We start from the raw sequence: 18,941 nt of genomic DNA on the forward strand, positions 1-18,941 counted from the left end.
CGCTACGGGGAGCAGTGCGACCGCGCATCGTGGAGGAGCTGTCCCGGCCCGGCCCCGCGCTGCCCGTCGTGCGGGCCGTCGTGCACCGCTTCGCGGACGAGGCCACCCGCGACGACCTGCGGCGCGACGTCCCGGCGGGCCGCACGGGCGCCCCGGAGGAGATCGCGGCCGCGGTCCTCCACCTCGCCTCGGACGAGGCCGGATTCACCGTGGGTGCCGACCTCGTCCTCGACGGTGGTGTCACTGCCTGACGGCCTCGGCGACCGGCTCGGCGGCCTCCGGCGCGTCCTCCTGGGTCGCGCCGGGGACCGGGCGGCGGGCCGCCATCCACGCGTAGACGAGGATGCCGACGAAGAGGAAGAGCACGCCCTGGTAGATCGCGGCGTACCCGGCGCCCGCCACCAGCCAGAAGGAGAAGGCGAACGCGCCGAGCGCCAGCACCATGTCCCGCACCAGCCGGTCCATGCGGACCTTGTCGCGCCGGTCCGTCAGCAGGAAGTACACCTGGGCGGCCGCGGCCAGCAGATACGGCACGGTCGCGGAGAAGGTGGTGATCAGGACCAGGATCTCGAAGACGCCGCCCTCGCCGAGGGTGTAGTTCACGAGGGTCAGCAGCGAGGCCAGCACGGCGGCCGCCAGCACGCCCACGGTGGGCACCCCGCGCCGCTTCTTGCCGAAGGACGCCGGGAAGAGGCCGTCCTTGGCCGCCGCGTACGGCGCCTGCGCGCTCATCAGGGTCCAGCCGTTGAGCGCGCCCATGATGGAGATCACCGCGGCGGCCGCGATCAGCGTGCCGCCCCAGTGGCCGCCGAACATCGTGTCGACCGCGTCCGAGAACGGCGCGGTGGACTTCACGAGCTTGTCGTGCGGGACGGCGCCGAAGACGGAGAGCGTGCCGAGGAGGTAGACCACGGCCGCGCCGATGGTGCCGAGCACGCTCGCGCGCCCGACGTTGCGCTCCGGGTCGCGGACCTCGCCGGCGCTCATGGCCGCGGACTCCACGCCCACGTAGCTGTAGAGCAGGATCGCGGCCGACGCGGTCAGGCCGCCGGTCCAGTTGCCGCCGCCCTCGGTGAAGGCGCCGAGGTTGGCCGGGTCGAAGTAGAAGAGGCCGACGATCGCGACGAACAGCAGGGGCAGGAACTTCAGCACGGTCGATATCAGCTGGATCGCGCCGACCCAGCGCGTACCGGCGAGGTTCGCCAGCGCCGGGAGCCAGAGCGCGGCCAGCGCCACGGCCAGGTCCGCGCCCTTGGAGGAGGTGCCCCCGGTGACCACGTGGAAGTAGCCGACGCCGGCGACGGCGAGGGCGGCGTTGCTGACCCAGGTCATCGTCCAGTACGACCACGCCGACAGGAACCCGGCGAAGTCGCCGAACGCCTCACGGGCGTAGACGTACGGTCCCCCGGTCCGCGGATGGCGCTCGGCGAGCCGCCCGAATACCAGCGCCAGCGCGATCGCGCCGATGGTGAGAACGCCGAACGCGAGCAGGCTGACCGTGCCGAACGGCGCGACCGACGCGGGCAGCAGGAAGATGCCGCCGCCGATGATGTTTCCCATCACCAGGGCGACAGCAGTTGGTAGGCCGAAACGGCGGCTGTTCGTGCCGTCGGTGTCGTGCATGAGGTGGTGCGCCTCTCGTCCTGCGGGCAGGTCGCGGATCTGTGCGACAGGACATGGTGACCGGACGGGTGACCTCCGCAAAATCCTTGATTTTTGTCCCGCGGAGCGGCCCCGCGGACCGCAAAAGGTGCTGCGAGTCACCCCGCCCGCCGTCATTCGTCCACCCGCGCCCGCTCGGTGACCTGCGACACCATGGCGGGAGCGCCGTCCCACGAAGCGAGGCAGACGATGAACGAAACCGCCCCCGTCCTTGGCATCGCCGACCCCGGCGGGTTCGGCTGGGGGGTCTTCCACGAACGCCATCCCGCCCTGATCCGGAAGCTGTGCGACAGCAATCCCTACGGCCCGGCGCAGCGGTCCCGGCTCGAGGACCTGGTGGAGGAGTCGCGCTCCGGCGCCGTCCGGCCGCCGGAGGCCGCGACCGCCGGGCACGCGCCGTGGCTGGCCGGGGGCGGCGGCTACTTCGGGCGGCCGTGGAGCGAGGTGCCGTTCCTGTGGGCCGAGAACTACTTCTATCTGCGTCTGCTGGAGTGCGTCGGCTACTTCGCCCCCGGCCCCTGGCAGGGAGTGGACCCCTTCACCCCGATGAAGTCGGCCGAACTGGCCGATCCCGGGCTGGAGTCCGACACGGCGTGGCTGGACGGGCTGGAGGACGCGTCACCGGCGGAGACCTTCCACGCCCTGCTGCTGGCGTCCCTGTACGGCAACCGGGCCGACCTCGGTTTCCGGCTGGTCCAGGCCGCCGCGGCCACGGACGGCACCGACGGCCCCCCGCTGCTCGCCGACGACAGCGCCGCGGTGTGGCGCCACGTCGACGGGCGGCCGCCGGGCGAGATCCACGTGATCCTGGACAACGCGGGGCGCGAGCTCCTCGCCGATCTGCTGCTGGCCGATCACCTGCTGGCGACGGGGCGGGCGACCGGTGTGGTGCTGCACGTCAAGCCACGCCCCTATTTCGTCTCCGACGCCGTCACCTCCGACGTGCGGGACTGCCTGGTGCGGCTCGCCGCCTTCCCCGGGGAGGCGGGCAAGGCGGGCGGACGCCTGCTGGACGCCGCGGCCGCGGGCCGGCTCCGCCTGCTCGGCCACGGCTTCTTCTGCTCACCGCTCGGCTTCGACAGCATGCCCGGCGACCTGCGGGCGGCACTCGCCCCGAGCGCCCTGTGCGTCGTCAAGGGCGACCTGAACTACCGCCGCCTGGTGGGCGATCGGGCCTGGCCCGCGACGCTGCCCTTCGCCACCGCCGTGGCCGGGGTGCCGGGCGCGCTCGTCGCACTGCGCACGCTGAAGTCGGAGGCGGTCGTGGGAATGCGGGCAAAGACCGTGGAACGGCTGGACGCGACGCGGCCGACGTGGCGCACCGACGGCTCGCAGGCGCTCGTACAGGCACGGCTCCAGGACTGAACCGGGGACGGTCGTCCGGCTTCCGGTGCGGGGCCCCTGGGCAGGATGCCGGCATGACCTCGCTTCGAACGCCCCGACTGACGCTGCGCCGCTGGCGCGAGGACGACCTGGAGCCGATGGCGGCGATCAACGCCGATCCGGAGGTGATGCGGTGGATCGCGGACGGTGCCGTGCGGGACCGGGAGCAGACCGCGGCGAAGATCGCGGGGTGGGAGCGGGAGTGGGACGAGCTGGGCGTGGGGCTGTTCGCGGTGGAGGTGCGGGAGACGGGGCGGCTGGCCGGGTTCGCCGGGCTGTCCGTCCCGGGGTACCTCCCCGAGATCCTGCCCGCCGTGGAGATCGGCTGGCGGCTGGGGCAGCCGTTCTGGGGCCGGGGCATCGCGACCGAGGCGGCGCGGGCCGTGCTGCACTTCGCGCTGCGTGACCGGGGGCTCGCCCGGGTGGTGAGCGTGCACAAGGTCGGCAACGACGCCTCGGAGGCGGTCATGCGGAAGCTGGGGATGCGGCGCGAGCGCCGGACGGTGGACCCGGCGAACGGGCGGCCGGTCTGCGTCCACGTGCTGGAGGCCTGACGCGGGCCCCGCGGGGCGGCCTCCATAAGGCCGGCGTGGGGTGCGCAGGTCCGGCCCGTCCGGCATTCGAGGAGCGCGCCCGCAGGCAGCGGACGGCCCGCCGGGCAGGCTCGACATGGCTGACATGGGTGCGCACATCCAGCCCAGGACGCTCCCGCAGGGAGCCCCCGCCGCAGGCGGCAGACGAGCCCGCAGACAAACAGGCCCCCGCCGGACGGCTAGAGCACCCGGCTCCCCCCGATCGGCAGGTCCCACAGGTCCTCGCGGGGGCGGCCGGTCGCCTCCCACGCCGCGCGGACGCGGTGCAGGGGTTCGAGCGGGGGTTCCGCGGAGAGGACGAACGTCGACCAGTGCATGGGGGCCATGGCCCGCGCGCCCAGGTCGCCGCAGGCGCGTACGGCCTCCTCCGGGTCGGTGTGGACGGGGCCGAGCATCCAGCGCGGGTCGTACGCGCCGATGGGCAGCAGAGCCAGGTCGATGCCGTCGTAGCGGCGGCCGATGGCCTCGAACCAGTGGCCGTAGCCGGTGTCGCCCGCGAAGTAGACGCGCCGCCCGCCGGGGGCGGTGAGCACCCAGCCGCCCCACAGGGAGCGGCACGTGTCGGTGAGGGTGCGCTTGCTCCAGTGGTGGGCGGGGACGAAGTCGCAGCGGACCGGGCCGCCAGGGCCGGGCAGCTCGACGGACTCCCACCAGTCGAGCTCGGTGACCTGGGTGAAGCGGCGGCGGCGCGCCCAGCGGCCGAGGCCCGCGGGCAGCAGCAGCGGGGTGGCACGGGGCAGCCGCTTGAGGGTGGGGGCGTCGAGGTGATCGTAGTGGTTGTGGCTGATGAGGACGGCGTCGACGGCCGGGAGGTCCTCCCAGGGGATGCCCACGGGGGTGAGCCGGGCGGGCGTGCCGAGGATCTTCCGGGACCAGACGGGGTCGGTGAGGACCGTGAGGCCGCCGAGCCGCAGGACCCAGCTGGCGTGCCCGGCCCAGGTGACGGCGGTGGTGGTGGCGTCGACGGCGGGCAGCGGGCCGGGCGCGACGGGCAGCGCGGGGATCTGGCGGAGCGCGACGGGGTCCGGGCGCAGTCTGCGCTCGCGGGCGAGCCGGGCGAGGGCGCGGACGCCGGGCAGCGGGGTGGTGAGGCGGTCGGCGAACGACCGCGGCCAGAGGCGGTTCTCGCCGAGGGGGCGGGGCCGGGGCCGGGTGAGGGAGTCGGGGGGCTCGGTGAGGGAGCGCTCGGTCTGTTCGGTCATCGAGTGGGCTCCATTCCATGGGGAACCAAGGTGGTGCGGCGCGCGCCCGCCCGGGCGGCGGCGGGCCTCGGGGGCGGGGGCCCGGTGGGCGCGTGGGGCTCGGTACGCACGGTCGGCATCGACGGTAGGTCAGCTGTCGGCGAGTTCGCTGAAGACCGAGCCGAATTCGGTCAGCGCATCGCGGACCCCGGGCAGGGCCAGCGGGTCCGGCGCGTCCAGGGCGCGCTGCCGCTCGGCGTCGGTGGCGCCCAGCAGCGGCGGGGTCGACAGCCGGACGCGGAGGTCGTCGGGGGCGTCCCCGAAGCGGTGGCCGCCGGGGACGGGCCGGCCGAGCGCGGCGCTGAGGTGGGCCTCCAGTTCGACGGAGTCGGTGATGGCACGGGCGGCGAGGGCGGTGCGGAGCTCGCCGAGGTCGGCGTAGAGGTACGGGCCGGTCTGCGGCGGCCGGCTGAGCACCCCTGCGGTGGCGAGCCGTTCGCGGGCGGCGGCGCCCAGGGTGCCGTAGAGCCGGGCGGCGGCGGCCGTACGGGCGCGTACGGGCCCGGGTTCCGCCAGGGCGTAGGCCGCGGCCGCGGCGATGGGGGGTGCCAGCTCGGCGCGCACGGCGGCGAGCGCCGAGGTGACCCGGGTCCGCAGGACCGGGCCGCGGCCGGCGGCGGGGAAGCGGGCCACGGCGGCTGGCCAGGCGGTGGGGGTGAGCGCGCCCGCGAGGTCGGTGAGGACGACGACGTGCTCGGGCCACATCTCGGCGGGGCCGAGGAAGACGGTCCCGCCGGAGTGGTGGCGCGTGTCGCGCCAGGTCTCGTCGCTGATGACGGTCATCCGCTCGGCGACGGCCGCCTCGCAGACCTCGTGCAGGATCTCGGGCGGTGCGACGGTGCCGGTCGGGTCGTCGGCGGCGGACAGGACCAGCAGCCGCGGCCTGCCGCCCTCGTCCCGGATCCGGCGGACGGTCTCCAGCAGCGCGAACGGGTCGGGGACGCCGCCGCACTCGGCCGGTACGGGCACGTGGAAGGCGGGGCGCCCGGCGATCCGGGCGAGCGGCAGGTACCAGGCGGCGCAGGGGCGGGTGAGGAGGACGTCGCCGCCCGCGGCGGCGAGCAGGGCGAGGAGCAGCGGGGGCGCGCCGGGGGCGGCGACGACCTGGTCGGGTTCGGTGGGCAGGCCGCGCCGTGACCAGTAGCCGCAGGCGGCGGCGCGCAGTTCGGGGCCCCCGCCGAGGGGTTGGGGCGCGCTGTGGGCGGCGGCCGCGGCGAGGCGGTCGGCGAGCTCGGGCAGTACGGGGAGTCCGCGTTCGGGTGCGGTGACGGCCGGGAGCGCGGGAAGGCTCGCCTGCATCCGTACCTCCGCCCGCCGTGCCTCTGCGACCACCTTGGCAGATCGCGGGCCCCGTGGCGGCCTGACACGGCTGCGCGGGTGAGCCGGAAACCCGGGCCGGGCGCCGGACGGGCGCGGGGCGGCCCGCGGGGTTTCGATGGGGGGTGACCGGTTACCCGTCCGGCCACGCACCGCCGCACCCGCGAGGAGGCAGCAGCCCGTCGACCGGCCGCCCCCGCCCTTTCCCGTACGGCCGGCCACCCGGACGGCGTAACGGACGCCGAGAACAGGTGAGAGCCCATGAGTCGGAAAGTGTCCGGTCAGAAAGTGTCCGACTTCCTTCTGGCGAGGCTGCGCGCGTGGGACGTGGAACAGGTCTTCGGCTACCCCGGCGACGGGATCAACGGGCTGCTGGCTGCCTGGGAACGGGCGGACAACCGGCCCCGGTTCATCCAGTCCCGCCACGAGGAGATGTCGGCGCTGGAGGCGGTGGGCTACGCCAAGTTCAGCGGCCGGCTGGGGGTGTGCGCGGCCACGTCCGGGCCGGGCGCGATCCATCTGCTCAACGGTCTCTACGACGCGAAGCTCGACCACGTGCCGGTGGTGGCCATCGTCGGGCAGACGCACCGGTCGGCGATGGGCGGCGCGTACCAGCAGGAGGTGGACCTGCACTCGCTCTTCAAGGACGTCGCCTCCGACTTCCTGGAGACGGTGAACGTCCCCGAGCAGCTGCCGAACGTCCTGGACCGGGCCGTCCGCATCGCGTACGCGCGGCGCGCGCCCACGGCTGTCATCATCCCCGGCGACGTCCAGGACCTCGACTACTCGCCGCCCACGCACGACCTGAAGATGGTGCCCTCCAGCCTGGACCGCAGCGGCTGGCAGGCGGTGCCTTCGGAGGAGGCGCTGCACCGGGCGGCGGATGTGCTCAACTCCGGTACGAGGGTGGCGATCCTGATCGGGCAGGGCGCGGCGGGCGCCCGCGCCGAGACCGAGGAGGTCGCGGACGTGCTGGGCGCCGGGGTGGCGAAGGCCCTCCTGGGCAAGGACGCGCTGAGCGACGAACTCCCTTATGTGACGGGCGCGGTGGGGCTGCTCGGCACGGACCCCTCGTTCGAGTTGATGCGTGACTGCGACACGCTGCTGACGGTCGGTTCCAACTTCCCCTACGCGCAGTTCCTGCCGGAGTACGGCCGGGCGCGTGCCGTGCAGATCGACATCGACCCGCACATGATCGGCCTGCGCTACCCGTACGAGGTCAATCTGATCGGCGACGCCCGGACCACCCTCCAGCGACTGCTGCCGCTGCTGCACCGGAAGGAGGAGCGCGACTGGCAGGAGGGGGTCGCCGCCGGGATGCGGCAGTGGGAGGAGGTGATGGCGCAGCGCGCGGACGCGACGGCGCAGCCGGTGAACCCGGAGTACGTGGCGCGGGCGCTGTCGCCGCTGCTGCCGGACAACGCGATCCTGACCTCCGACTCCGGTTCGGTCGCCGGGTGGTACGCGCGGCACATCAGGATGCGCGGCACGATGCGGGGCTCGCTGTCGGGGACGCTCGCCACGATGGGGTGCGGCGTGCCGTACGCGATCGGCGCCAAGTTCGCGCACCCCGACCGGCCGGTGGTGGGGCTGGTCGGGGACGGCGCGATGCAGATGAACGGCATGGCCGAGCTGATCACCGCCGCGAAGTACCACACGCGGTGGGACGATCCGCGGCTGGTCATCGGGGTGTGGAACAACCACGACCTCAATCAGGTGACGTGGGAGATGCGGGCGATGAGCGGATCCCCGCAGTTCCTGCCGTCGCACGAGCTGCCGGACGTGTCGTACTCGGCGTTCGCGCGCTCGATCGGGATGACCGGGATCCGGGTGGAGCGGCCCGAGCACGTCGAGGGGGCGTGGCGGCAGGCGCTGGCGGCGGAGGGTCCCGCGGTCGTGGAGTTCGTGACGGATCCGACGGTGCCGCCGGTCCCGCCGCACGCGGCGGCCGCCGGATGATCAGGCTTTCCTGCCCAGTTGGGCGAGCAGCCGGGTCTGGGCGTCGGCTCCCGCGGGCGGTTCGACCGCCGCGGCGAACAGGCCCGTGCCGGAGAGGGATCCGGCGTACGGCTCGACCTCGCGCCGTGTGAAGTCCACGAGCGCCCTGGGGAGGTGCTCGTCGGCGCCGATCGCGCGGGCGAGGTCCCAGGCGTGCACGACGGCGTCCGACGTCATCTGCGCGGCGTACGCGTCGGCGGACGTGGGCCCGTAGGAGAGCCGCACCGTCCGCTTCAGGGCGCCCGGCGCGGCGAACGCCTCGCGTGCCGCGGTGGCGGCGGCGTCCCAGGCGGCGGCCGGGTCGTCGCCGAGCACGTCGCCGTCCAGGGAGTCGCCGAGGTCCTCGATGGCCGCGCCGTCCAACAGGGGCGGCACCCACAGCTGTTCGGCGGTGAGGTGGTTGACCAGGTCGCGTACGGTCCACTCGGTGCAGGGCGTCGGATCGCCCCACCGGCCGGGGCCGACGGCGTGCACGCGGTCCGTGAAGAGGCCGAGGGCCTCGCCGTGCCGCTTGAGCAGCGTGTCGGAACTCATGGCACCCATTGTCGGCGGGAATCCGGGCGGCGGCGAGGCGAGCGGTCGGCCCCGCGCGGCCGGGCGGGGTGAACGCGCCATTGTGGGCGGGACGGGCGGGGGCACGTGCCTTCCCCGCCAACCGGAATGCGGCGAGCCAGCGGGCTCGCGGGCCGTCCGGAGGCGGACGCCCGGATGAATCAAGGCTGTTGGGGCGCTCGGCTCAAAAGCATCGCGGCAAACTCTTCTTTACTCGCCCAACATTGCCGCATGACCATTCCTTGACTAATGTCCGGACGGCAGACCCCGAACACGAACCACATGAACGAAGGCCGGGACCCCCCGCCCGCCGGCGTGGGTCTCGGCCCTGTCCGTGATGTGTTTCCCAGATGTGTCCCGTGACGCGCACGCACCGGCCGGAGCTTCGCAGGCAGTTGGCCGGAGCGTCGCATCGACGCAACCCAATGTTTCGGAGGGTACCGTGAACCACCCCGATCGGCTACGTGCGGCCATCGCCGAGAACGGAACGACACCTCTCATCGGTGTCTTCGACATGTTCTCCGCCTCCGCCGCGGCCCAGCACTACGACGGCATGTTCGTCTCCGGCTTCGGCTTCGCCGCGTCCCACTACGGCCTGCCCGACATCGGCTTCATCGCCTGGCCCGACCTCGTGTCCTTCGTCCAGCGGCTGCGGCTGGCCTTCCCCGCGCAGCACCTGCTCGTGGACATCGACGACGGCTACGTCGACCCGGAGACCGCCTGCCACGTCGTCCAGCACCTGGAGGCCATCGGCGCCTCCGGGGTGATCCTGGAGGACCAGAAACGGCCGCGGCGCTGCGGGCACGTGGAAGGCAAACAGGTGCTGCCGCTGGAGGAGTACCTGGACAAGCTCACCATGGTCCTCGAATCCCGCCGCGACCTCGTCGTCGTCGCCCGCACGGACGCCACGGAGGAGGCGGAGATCCTGCGCCGCGCGAAGGCCCTGGCGGCGACGGACGCGGACGTGGTCCTGGTCGACGGCGTCCGCAGCGTCGACTGGATACGCAAGGTCCGCGAGGTCATCGGCGACAAACCGCTGCTCTTCAACCAGATAGCGGGCGGCAAATCACCCCGGCTCTCCCTTCCCGAGCTCGGGGAACTCGGCGTCGACGTGGCGATCTACAGCACGCCGTGCCTCTTCGCCGCGCAGACCGCGATGGACGACGCGCTGACCGGCCTGAAGGCGGCGGACGGCCGGCTGCCGGAATTCACGGCCAGCAGCGTGGGCGTGGCGGAATGCCTGGCCCGGCTGGAGAAGAACATCAGCCGCCACCACGCCCACAACGGCGTCCCGAAGGTCCCGGTGACGTCGTAGCCCGAGGTGTCCCCGGGCGCCGGACGGCCTGCACGGCCGTCCGGCGTCCGGGTCTGCTTCCTGAGCCGAGGGTGCTTGTTCCGTTTGCCTCGCCCGCGGGGGCGTCGCCTCCAACTAGCCTTGTTCCCATGAACATTCTGGGGACTTCGCTGAGGGTGTGTGTCAACGATCTGGAAGCAGCCGTCGCCGTCTACGAACGCCTCACCGGCGCGGAAGCTCTCCGCTTTCAGCGCGGTGGCGTCTCCGTCGCCGCCGTCGGCTGCTTCTTCCTGATGAGCGGGCCGGAGCGGGAGCTGACGATCCTGCGGAAGATCACGGCCACCATCGCCGTCTCGGACGTCGACGAGTCGCTGGCCGATCTCCGGGCGGTCGGCGCGGAGATCATCGCGGGGCCGGTGCCGACGCCGATCGGCCGCAATCTGGTGGCCCGGCACCCGGACGGCCTGGTCTTCGAATACGTCGACCGCAAACCGTTCCTATCGTGATTGGCCGGTGTTGGCCGGATCACGGCAAGCCGGATGTGTGATCCGGTGGCCCCGCGAACGGTCTTCGGGGTCGGGGAGCGGCGCGAGTTGGTCACCTTGGTCCAGTCGGGTCTTACCGCCTCGTGCGGGCGGGCTCGCTGTCCTGGGTGGGCTCGCGGTCCCGCGTGGCCTGGGGACGAATGCGGTCTGGCCGGTAGCTCTCCGCGCAGCGATCCTCTGGTCGCTGGCGGTCACACCTGGCCGACGCCGGATTCTGTGTCCCAGGCCACGCCTGCCGATAGCCACAGCCGCCGAGTGGTGGCGTGTGACCGTGGTCCTCTTGCTGGTCTGCTGGAGCGGGGTCTTCCAGTATCGCTCGCCCCAGATGCTGGTGTACGCCGGATCGACCGCGATGACGACAAGCCCGGCGTGGAACGCCATGCCGCGCAGCCGTTCCCTGAACCGTGCGGTGGGGATGCCGGCCACTGTTTTCCGGAACTTCTTGCCCCGGCCGCCGCGTCCCATCCGCTCCCGGCCTACGGTGCGGGCGTCGTCGAAGTTGAGGTTCTCCACCACGATCGCGGCGCAGTCATGCTGCCGGGCGAGGGTGATGAGCTGGCTGATCGCGTCCCGGAGGCGGCCGTCGCGCTGTGATGCGGGGCCGGTCAGGTCGAGGGGAATGGTGTGCGGTCGGCCGATGGGGTTGCCGTGCGGGTCGAGGACGCAGGTGGCAAGGTGGTCGGCGTTGAGGTCGATGCCGATGGTCCGTTCACCGAAGTCCCGGATCTCTTCCGGGGTGGGCAGCACGGCCTTGTCGGCGCACCAGGACGCATCGAGGTACCAGCGCCCGCGCACCGGGTCGTACACGAAGTCGTACCGGACGGCCCGGTTCGCGGTCACGCGGTCGAGCCACTCCTCCCGGCGGTGGGAGAACTGCACGGTGCAGCCCAGCCGGTACCGGCCCCGAGGCGCGTTCGCCAGATGCCGCAGCGGCTCCGGGAGCACGACCGTCACGCTGCCGTCATTCGGGTCCACACAGATCGTGTAGTTCCCGAACGGCGCGCCCGACTCGCCATCCGCGGTCAGGAACAGCCGGGCGGCATCCCACTGCTCACGCCACTCGTGCTCGGTGATCTGCGCTTTCTCCAGGTTGTGCCGGGCCTTCGCCAAGCGGCGTCCGCCGGCCACAATCGACGGACGGCCCGAGACGATCCGCCGCTCAACGCGGGCGAGTCGCGCGTTGAGAACCTGGAGACGGCGCTGCTTGCCGAACCGCTCGGCCTGGTCCTTATAGCCGCGGGCCTTGCCCTCCTTGCCGCCGCACGGTGCGGCCAGGCGCCGGGTAATGGTGCGGATCGCACGCCGCAGAGACGATGCCTCGTCGTACAGGCACCGCAGAGAGAGCTGATACTGGTCCTCGCTCGCCCTGGTCATCGCCCCGGCCATACGCGAGGACGACACCCTCGTCAGGCCGCGCTTCCGTTCGGTGCGCCGGTTGTCCTTGACCGGCACCTTGCCGATCCCCACCCGGCAGGCCAGGTCAGCACGCTGATGGTGTCCGAGGTGCCGGCCAACCAGCGTCAACACCTGACCGTCCTGGCCGGTGGCGTGCACACGGTCGCGTATACGGGCACCGGACGGGGCAGCGACGGTGAACGGACCGGCCAGTACGCGAAGTCGCTTACCTCGCCTCTTCCGCGCCACTGGCCCGCCTCCTCCCTCGACAAGATCACTCCATGAGTTGCGGCCAAACATGTCCTGCAAGCCCGGATGGCAGACAGCGGACTTGACCGCCTTCGCCAACGCCCCGGCCTTCGCTGAACGCTGCCCGTACAACCCGCCGGAGAACAGCTGACCACCGCCAGCGTCTCCCGCACCAGCTCCGACACCTGTGAAACCTCCAGGTCTTCATCCATACCGGTGATTTCCAGCCCGACACCGAAGGACGGCAGCATCACATCCCGTATGACCCCCGGTTTCCGAACCGGGCAAGGCGCCCCTCATGCCCGACCAGCAGCACCGTCCACCACCGGCGGTACCGGCAGCGGCCTTCCGAACTGGGGCAAGCCCCCAGACCACCGGGTGTGCAATCCAGCCCGTGGGTACACCTCTGGCGGCACCCCCGGACGGATTCTGGGGGAGGCCAGCTGGAGGCACTCCCGCCGCAGGCGGCAACGAAACCCGCACCCACCGCCGCCCTACTCCGGCCGCATGCGGAACTCATAGCGCTCAGGCAACCGCGCCCCCGACCCCAACCGCTCCGCGATCTCGTGCCACGTGGACGTCAACACCTCGTCCCCCTCCCGCAGATCATCGACCTCGAACCCCCGGTCGAAGATCTCCCGAGCCCCCACCGCATCGCCCAGAGCAAGAAGCACGCGAGCCCGCAGAAGCCGGAAGCGACCGCGTTCGCGGATGCCGGGGCGCAGGCCCTCCAGAACCGTCGCGGCGTCGTCGGCGCGGTCCACGGCGAGCAGGGCCTCGATCGTCTCGCGGCCGAGCGCGGCCATCGCGGCGGTCCACGAGGCGCCTTCGCGGGCCTGCTCGCGGGCGCTGTCGAAGGCCGACAGGAAGCGGTCGGCGGCCCGCTCCGGGTGGCCGTCCTCCTGGTCGGCGACGGCGAGGCAGCGCATCGCGGGCCAGTCGCCGTCGGCGATCTGTTCCCAGCTGCGGACGGCCTGCGAGCGGTCCCCGGCGTGCCAGCGGGCGACGCCGAGGTGGTAGGCGAGGTAGCGGTCGTAGTGGGGGTTGCCGGTCTCGGCGGTCTCCAACTGGTCGCGCCAGTAGGGCGACACCAGGGTCGGTGCCGGTGGCAGCACCTGCCGCGGCGGGGTCAGGGAGCCGGAGCGCAGCAGCTCCAGCCAGGGCGCCTGCTCCTCGCCCAGGGTCGAGGGGTCGAAGGGCGTGCCGGGCAGGGTGAAGCGGCCTCGCTCGACTTCGAGGGCGCCCCAGCCGGATCCCGTCGCGAGGCTCTCCTTGGGGCCGAGATCGGCGTACGGCCGCCACGCGGCGTACGCCTGCTCGACGTCGGCGCGCGGCAGCGCCGCTTCCAGCCGGGTTTCGACCTCGTCGCGCGCGGCGTCCCAGTCGGCGCCGTGCACGGTGGCGGGGTCGGCGGCCAGCGGGCCGTACGCCTCCAGCCAGGCGAACTCCTCTTCCGCTTCGAGCCGGACGTGCTCCAGCTGGGTGCGGGCGAGGCCGGCCTGGATCTCGGCGTAGCCGGGCGTGCCGGGCTCGGTGAGCCACTGCTGCCAGCGGCGGCCGCCGCGCCCGGCGCCCCAGACGAAGAGCTTGCGGCCGCGCAGCAGGTCGGTCGAGGTCTGCACCAGGCCCCGGCCGTCCGCGTCCAGGGAGGCGATCCAGCGGCGCTCCCCGTCGGGCACCTCGTAGAAGAAGTCGGCGGCGTGCTCGCTGTTGAGGGGGTACGTGCGGTCGGCGCCCTCCCAGTGCGGCACGGGGACGCGGCGCAGGCTGCGTTCGTAGCCGAAGCGCCAGGCCTCGTCGGCGGGGGCGAGGACGCGGCTCGTCGCGCTCTCCGGCACGGCGATGTTGGACCACCAGTAGACGGGGGCGGGCCGGTCGTGGGGGTTGCGGATGCGTACGCCCACGTAGAGGAAGTCGGAGTCGTCGGGCAGCCACAGGTCGACCTGGAACGGCAGGTCGCGCATCCGCTCCCACTCCCACAGGCGCAGCATCTCGCCGCCGTCGGGGGCGGGGACCCGGGCGGCGTGCAGGGGGGCCATGGAGAGCGGGGTGTGGCCGGTGGCGCCGATGTTCCACTCGATGCCGCCGGAGAACCAGGCGCCGTTCAGCGCGAACTCGGCGGGCTGGACGACGGGGTTGCGGTAGAGCAGCTGGGTGCCCGTCGGCTTGTGCTCCAGGGAGTGGACGCGGCCGCCGAGGCCGGGCAGGACCGTCGCGCGCAGCCGGTCGTTCTCGATGACGACGGCCTCGACGTCGGTGGGGGTGCGCTCGCGGGAGTAGCCGTCGCGGCGGCGGACGGGCAGGACGGAGCGGAGCGGGCCGTAGCCCACCTGCCGGGCCATGGCCGGGGGGAGCTGCGCGCGCTGCGCGGCGTCGAGGTGGTGCTGCTTGAGGGGGGACAGCAGCGCGGGCAGCGGGTTCTCCGGGCCCGGCGGGGCGGCGGGAAGCGACAGCACGGCTCGTCTGATGGTCGTGGGCACGGCAACCTCGTTCTCTCAGCCCTGGTGGTCCGGGATCATGTCGGCGGTGATCGCCCAGCGCTCGTGGTCGCGCCACGCCCCGTCGATGAAGAGGAACCCCGGCGAGAACCCCTCCAGCCGGAAGCCGTGCCGCTTGACCAGCGCCAGGGACGCGGCGTTGCCCGGCTGGATGTTCGCCTCCAGCCGGTGCAGGCCCAACGGGCCGAAGGCGTGGCGGAGTACGAGCCCGAGGCCCTCGCCGAGGTGGCCGCGCCCGGCGCTGGGCGCGAAGGCGCCGTAGCCGAGTGCCCCGCTCTGGAAGCCGCCACGCACGATGTTGTTGATGTTGATGAATCCCGCTATCGCCCCTCCGGAGCCGGGCAGGCAGACCAGCAGGGACACCGACTGCCGCTCGGCGATGCGGTCGACGTACGCCGTGAACGCGGCGTACGCCGTGGGCATCGCCAGCCACGGGTGGTGCAGTTGCGTGCTGGCGCGGGCGAGGGCGGTGAACTCGGCCGCGTCGTCGTGGGTGAGGGGTCGGATGGCCACGTGCGGGCCCCGTGCGAGGTAGGAGCCTTGCTGGTGATCGGGATCGGACACGTTTTCATCGTAGAGGCCGGTACCGACATCGCCCCGTCCCCGGCAGGGGTCTTGACGCGACGGCTCCGCCGCGCCGTGTCCCGCCGCTGCCTGAACTGTCAGTTCCACTTCGGCTCGTCCGTCCCCCATCGCCCCGGCGTGCGCGACCAGTCGGCCGGTCCGCCGGCGAACCGCACCGGTGACCCCGCGTACCGCACGCGCCCCCGGGGGCCGTCCGCCTCCCGCAGCCACTCCCCCGGCTCGTACGTACCGCCGGGTTCTCCCGTGTCCCGTGCGCCCGTTCCGCCGCCGGTCAGCCATGCCGCCGTCTGCGCGAGGGCGAGCCGGGCGAGGTGGGTGCCGCCGCCCGCGCACTGGTCGGTGAGCGCCCGCAGCACGGCCGCCGCCAGCAGGTATCCCGTGCCGTGGTCAAGCGCCTGCGTGGGCAGGGCGCCCGGTGTGCCGTCCGGTGCCGCCTCGGTGACCGCGATGCCGCAGGCCGCCTGGACCAGGCTGTCGAAGCCCCGCCGGCCGCCCCACGGCCCGTACGTCCCCCACGCGCTCAACTGGCCGATGACCAGGCCCGGGCGGCGCTCGGCGAGTGCCTCGGCCGACAGCCCGTGGCGGTCCAGCGCGCCGGGGCGGTAGCCGGTCACGACGACGTCCGCGGCCGCGAGCAGCTCTTCGAACGTGGCCCGGTCGGCGGCCCGTCCGAGGTCGAGCAGGGCGGAGCGCTTGCCGAATCCCGTGTCGTCGTGGGCGTCCTGGCTCTCGGCCGGATCCGGCGGATCGACGCGCAGCACGTCCGCGCCGAGCAGCGCGAGCGTGCGGGTGGCCACGGGTCCCGCGATGACCCGGGTGAGGTCGAGCACGCGCAGCCCGTGCGCGGCCGGGCCCCTCTCCGGCCTGCGTACGGGTCCGCCCGCGATCCGGTCCAGGGAGAGCAGGGGGCGGCGCGCGGCGGCCGCGCCCTGGGGGTGGCGGGCCCAGTCGCCGGGGGTGCGGACGGCGACGGCGAGCGCACCGGCCGCGTACGCCGCCTCCTCCACGTCCTCGGCGCGCCGTTCCGCGAGCGTGGCGGCGACGCGGGCGACGAGGGCTTCGTCATCGGCGGCATCGGTGATGCCGAGCGCGGTGAGGAGACGGGCGCGGTGGTGGGGGTAGTTGGCGTGTGTGCGCACCCAGCCGTCCGCGCTCCGCCAGAACCGGGACAGCGGCGCGAAGGTGGCGCCCGCGCGCCCGTCGACCCGCAGATGGCGCTCGCTGACGAACGCGGTGGCCACGGCCCCGTCGTCCACCGTCACCCTCGGCAGCGCGCCGCCGCCGTGCCGTACGGTGCTCAACTCGGCCGCGGCGAGCGCGCACACCGCGACGGTCGCCCGGGCGAATTCCCGTACGGGCAGCGGGGACGGCAGCGTCCGGGCGTCGGGCCCGCCGTACTCGACGGCGGCGGTGAGCGCCGGATCCCCGCCGAGCAGGGCCCAGGCCCGGTCGGTGGCGTCCGTGGATCGCTTGATCATCAACGCAGTCTGGCACTGGTGGCCCCCGGCCCGCCAGCCTCAATCTCGCTGCTCCGCGGCCGAGGTGGGCCCTTCCGGCCGGTGAGGGCCGGCCGGAAAGTGTGTCAGGAGGGGCTGCCCGGATCGAGGAGGTCGGCGATGCGGAGCAGGGCCGGGAGTGCCGCGCGGACGGCCGACCGGTCGTCCGCGTCCAGCGATTCGAGGGCCTCGCTCAAGCGGCGCTCGTGGGCCTGTGCCCACGCCGCGAGTTGTCCGCGGCCGGCGTCGGTGAGGGTGACCGCGGAGGCGCGGCGGTCCCGGGGGTCGACGGCGCGGGCCACGAGACCGGCGCTGATCATCTGGCTGATGAGGCCGCTGACGGTGCTGACGGCCAGGCGTTGCCGCGCCGCGATGTCGCCGACCCTGGCGGGTGAGTGCTCGGCCAGCACCTGGAGCAGTTCGACCTGGGCCATGGGCAGCGTCTCCCACGGGTATTCGGTGCGGATCGAGGCGCGCAGGGCCCGGCGGAGGTGGGTGACGGCCTCCGTCAGGAGCCGGGCGTCCGGTGCGTCCGCGGCGGTGGGCCGGGGCGTCGGCGGGTGGTGCCTGGACTGCGGGGACATGGCATCACTGTAATCGGCGCGGGGCCCCGCCCCGTCCCCGGAAGGGTGCCCGGGGCCGCGTTCCGCCGCGCGACGGCGAGCGCTGCCAAGGCCGCGGCCAGCAGGGTGAGTACGGCGCGCTGCGGGCCGTCCGGCCAGTGTGTGCCGCCGGGGAGTTGCAGGGCGAGGGAGACGAGGGCGACGCCCAGGGCCGTGCCCAGGCCGCGGGCCATGTTGACCAGACCGCCGCCGGTGCCCGAGGAGCGCGCGGGGATCGCGGTCATGACGAGGGTGTTGTTGGCGGGCACATGGACGCCGAGCCCGAGGCCGAGGAGGGCGAGGAGCGGTGCGAGCGACGTGGCGTGCCAGGGCAGGACGAGCATGAGGGCGAGCGCGCCCGCGGACAGGGCGGCGCCGAGGGTGCAGCGGGACCGCTCGTCCCACGCGTACGGCAGGACCCTGTCGGCGGTGGCGGCGGCGAGCGCGAAGCCCGCCGGGAGCGCGCTGAGCACCAGTCCGGCGCTCAGCGCCGAGGAACCACGGGCGGTGAGCGCGAGGGGCACGAGCACGAGCGGGCCGAAGAGCACCAGGTAACCGCACAGGGCTCCGGCCAGGCCGAGGGGGACGGCGCGCACGCGCAGCAGTGCGGGGCTGAGCAGGGGTGACGCGGCCCGGCGCTGGCGTACGGCGAAACCGCCCGCCGCGCCCGCCGTGAGGAAGAACAGCCCGGCGGTCCACCCTGCGGGGACGGCCGGGCGGGGCAGGAGGGAGAGGGCGAGCAGGAGTCCGGTGGTGGCGACGGCCAGGAGCGCGAGCCCGGGCCAGTCGAAGCCCTGGGCGCGGTGGCGGGTGCGCGTGCGCGGCAGCAGATAGTGCCCGGCGGCCAGGGCGGCCAGCCCCACGGGCACGTTGAGGGCGAAGATCGACCGCCAGCCGAGGGTGGAGACCAGCAGGCCGCCCGTCAGGGGCCCCAGCGCGAGCCCGAGCGCCTGGGCCGCCGCCTGCACGCCCAGGGCGAGGCGCAGCCGGTCCGGGGGCGCACTGGTGGTGACCAGGGCGACGCTGTTGGCCTGCATCATCGCCGCGCCCGCGGCCTGCACGACGCGCAGGGCGATCAGGGCGGAGAGGGACGGTGCCAGCGCGCAGGCCGCGGAGCCGGCGGTGAAGACGACGAAGCCGTGGAGGTAGAGCAGCTTGCGGCCGTGGGCGTCGGAGAGCCGCCCCACGGGCAGCAGCAGGGCGACGAGGGTGAGGAGGTAGGCGAGGGAGACCCAGGTGACGGCGGCGAGCGAGGCGTGGAACTCCGCGCGGATGCTGCCGTAGGCGAGGGTGACGATGCTGGCGTCGAGCTGGCCCATGAAGGCCCCGGCGCACACGGTCGCGACGGCCGGCCGCCAGGCGCCCGGACGGTTGCGTATGCGTTCCGGCCGCGCGCGCTCGCGCGTCAGGACGCCGGGCACGCGGAGTCCGGGTGTGCCTGGTCCGGGTATGCGCGGCCCGGATATGCGCGGACGTCTCAGTCTCAGGTCGCCTGCCATGCCACCTCCCGCGACCGAGATTACATCGGTCA

The 18,941-nt window shown here is 73.7% G+C and carries 16 protein-coding genes; 6 read left to right on the forward strand and 10 right to left on the reverse strand.

Going from position 1 to position 18,941, the window contains the following annotated elements; all coding sequences use genetic code 11:
* Positions 1 to 14: 14 nt before the first annotated feature.
* On the forward strand, positions 15 to 251 hold the full coding sequence (locus tag ABD269_RS25770; protein WP_344121488.1) for an SDR family oxidoreductase: 237 nt from the start codon (positions 15 to 17) through the stop codon (positions 249 to 251).
* Here the strand turns inward: ABD269_RS25770 and ABD269_RS25775 are convergent.
* Positions 241 to 1,623 carry an amino acid permease gene (locus ABD269_RS25775; RefSeq protein ID WP_344121490.1) on the reverse strand — a complete coding sequence of 461 codons (1,383 nt, stop codon included), beginning with the start codon at positions 1,621 to 1,623 and terminating at the stop codon, positions 241 to 243. The genes ABD269_RS25770 and ABD269_RS25775 overlap by 11 nt on opposite strands.
* 228 nt (positions 1,624 to 1,851) lie before the next feature.
* Here ABD269_RS25775 and ABD269_RS25780 point away from each other — a divergent pair, with 228 nt between their 5' ends.
* Together ABD269_RS25780 and ABD269_RS25785 are read left to right on the forward strand one after the other, a co-directional pair.
* Complete coding sequence (locus ABD269_RS25780; RefSeq protein WP_344121492.1) at positions 1,852 to 3,027, forward strand: damage-control phosphatase ARMT1 family protein; 1,176 nt, start codon at positions 1,852 to 1,854, stop codon at positions 3,025 to 3,027.
* Positions 3,028 to 3,080: 53 nt separating this feature from the next.
* Complete coding sequence (locus tag ABD269_RS25785; protein WP_344121494.1) at positions 3,081 to 3,599, forward strand: GNAT family N-acetyltransferase; 519 nt, start codon at positions 3,081 to 3,083, stop codon at positions 3,597 to 3,599.
* Between the two features lie 218 nt (positions 3,600 to 3,817).
* Here ABD269_RS25785 and ABD269_RS25790 read toward each other — a convergent pair whose 3' ends face one another.
* Both ABD269_RS25790 and ABD269_RS25795 read right to left on the reverse strand, forming a co-directional pair.
* Entirely contained in the window at positions 3,818 to 4,840 is a 1,023-nt protein-coding gene (locus ABD269_RS25790) for an MBL fold metallo-hydrolase (protein ID WP_344121496.1), read from the reverse strand.
* 129 nt (positions 4,841 to 4,969) lie between these two features.
* Positions 4,970 to 6,178: an aminotransferase class I/II-fold pyridoxal phosphate-dependent enzyme gene (locus ABD269_RS25795; protein ID WP_344121498.1), complete on the reverse strand. Its 1,209-nt coding sequence runs from the start codon at positions 6,176 to 6,178 to the stop codon at positions 4,970 to 4,972.
* 279 nt (positions 6,179 to 6,457) lie between these two features.
* Between ABD269_RS25795 and ABD269_RS25800 the strand changes: the two genes are divergently transcribed.
* Positions 6,458 to 8,155: a thiamine pyrophosphate-requiring protein gene (locus tag ABD269_RS25800; protein WP_344121500.1), complete on the forward strand. Its 1,698-nt coding sequence runs from the start codon at positions 6,458 to 6,460 to the stop codon at positions 8,153 to 8,155.
* Here ABD269_RS25800 and ABD269_RS25805 read toward each other — a convergent pair whose 3' ends face one another.
* A complete protein-coding gene (locus ABD269_RS25805) occupies positions 8,156 to 8,728 on the reverse strand; it encodes a TIGR03086 family metal-binding protein (RefSeq protein ID WP_344121502.1) in 573 nt (190 codons plus the stop codon).
* Between the two features lie 460 nt (positions 8,729 to 9,188).
* Between ABD269_RS25805 and ABD269_RS25810 the strand changes: the two genes are divergently transcribed.
* Positions 9,189 to 10,061 carry an isocitrate lyase/PEP mutase family protein gene (locus ABD269_RS25810; RefSeq protein WP_344121504.1) on the forward strand — a complete coding sequence of 291 codons (873 nt, stop codon included), beginning with the start codon at positions 9,189 to 9,191 and terminating at the stop codon, positions 10,059 to 10,061.
* 128 nt (positions 10,062 to 10,189) lie between these two features.
* Complete coding sequence (locus ABD269_RS25815; RefSeq protein ID WP_344121505.1) at positions 10,190 to 10,546, forward strand: VOC family protein; 357 nt, start codon at positions 10,190 to 10,192, stop codon at positions 10,544 to 10,546.
* Here the strand turns inward: ABD269_RS25815 and ABD269_RS25820 are convergent.
* From ABD269_RS25820 to ABD269_RS25845, 6 genes are all read right to left on the reverse strand, one after another.
* Positions 10,538 to 12,139 (reverse strand): hypothetical protein, encoded by a 1,602-nt coding sequence (locus ABD269_RS25820; protein ID WP_344121507.1) that lies wholly within the window; start codon positions 12,137 to 12,139, stop codon positions 10,538 to 10,540. The genes ABD269_RS25815 and ABD269_RS25820 overlap by 9 nt on opposite strands.
* Before the next feature lie 584 nt (positions 12,140 to 12,723).
* Complete coding sequence (locus ABD269_RS25825) at positions 12,724 to 14,709, reverse strand: DUF5107 domain-containing protein (protein WP_344121509.1); 1,986 nt, start codon at positions 14,707 to 14,709, stop codon at positions 12,724 to 12,726.
* 15 nt (positions 14,710 to 14,724) lie between these two features.
* Positions 14,725 to 15,291 carry a GNAT family N-acetyltransferase gene (locus tag ABD269_RS25830; RefSeq protein ID WP_301891404.1) on the reverse strand — a complete coding sequence of 189 codons (567 nt, stop codon included), beginning with the start codon at positions 15,289 to 15,291 and terminating at the stop codon, positions 14,725 to 14,727.
* Between the two features lie 98 nt (positions 15,292 to 15,389).
* The gene (locus tag ABD269_RS25835) at positions 15,390 to 16,790 is read right to left on the reverse strand and encodes a CoA transferase (protein WP_344121512.1); all 1,401 of its coding nucleotides are present in this window, start codon (positions 16,788 to 16,790) and stop codon (positions 15,390 to 15,392) included.
* 104 nt (positions 16,791 to 16,894) lie between these two features.
* Positions 16,895 to 17,392 (reverse strand): MarR family winged helix-turn-helix transcriptional regulator, encoded by a 498-nt coding sequence (locus ABD269_RS25840; protein WP_301891406.1) that lies wholly within the window; start codon positions 17,390 to 17,392, stop codon positions 16,895 to 16,897.
* Positions 17,317 to 18,909, reverse strand: coding sequence for an MFS transporter (locus tag ABD269_RS25845; protein ID WP_344121515.1), 1,593 nt, complete (start codon positions 18,907 to 18,909; stop codon positions 17,317 to 17,319). The genes ABD269_RS25840 and ABD269_RS25845 overlap by 76 nt, the downstream gene beginning before the upstream one ends.
* Between the last annotated feature and the right edge of the window lie 32 nt (positions 18,910 to 18,941).

It is taken from the genome of Streptomyces blastmyceticus (assembly GCF_039521185.1).
GTDB classification, from domain to species: Bacteria; Actinomycetota; Actinomycetes; order Streptomycetales; family Streptomycetaceae; genus Streptomyces; species Streptomyces blastmyceticus.

Coding starts and splice junctions, on each gene's coding strand:
- ABD269_RS25775 (WP_344121490.1), bottom strand. CDS start 1,623: ATGCACGACACCGACGGCACGAACAGCCGCCGTTTCGGCCTACCAACT.
- ABD269_RS25780 (WP_344121492.1), top strand. CDS start 1,852: ATGAACGAAACCGCCCCCGTCCTTGGCATCGCCGACCCCGGCGGGTTC.
- ABD269_RS25785 (WP_344121494.1), top strand. CDS start 3,081: ATGACCTCGCTTCGAACGCCCCGACTGACGCTGCGCCGCTGGCGCGAG.
- ABD269_RS25790 (WP_344121496.1), bottom strand. CDS start 4,840: ATGACCGAACAGACCGAGCGCTCCCTCACCGAGCCCCCCGACTCCCTC.
- ABD269_RS25795 (WP_344121498.1), bottom strand. CDS start 6,178: ATGCAGGCGAGCCTTCCCGCGCTCCCGGCCGTCACCGCACCCGAACGC.
- ABD269_RS25800 (WP_344121500.1), top strand. CDS start 6,458: ATGAGTCGGAAAGTGTCCGGTCAGAAAGTGTCCGACTTCCTTCTGGCG.
- ABD269_RS25805 (WP_344121502.1), bottom strand. CDS start 8,728: ATGAGTTCCGACACGCTGCTCAAGCGGCACGGCGAGGCCCTCGGCCTC.
- ABD269_RS25815 (WP_344121505.1), top strand. CDS start 10,190: ATGAACATTCTGGGGACTTCGCTGAGGGTGTGTGTCAACGATCTGGAA.
- ABD269_RS25835 (WP_344121512.1), bottom strand. CDS start 16,790: ATGATCAAGCGATCCACGGACGCCACCGACCGGGCCTGGGCCCTGCTC.
- ABD269_RS25840 (WP_301891406.1), bottom strand. CDS start 17,392: ATGTCCCCGCAGTCCAGGCACCACCCGCCGACGCCCCGGCCCACCGCC.
- ABD269_RS25845 (WP_344121515.1), bottom strand. CDS start 18,909: ATGGCAGGCGACCTGAGACTGAGACGTCCGCGCATATCCGGGCCGCGC.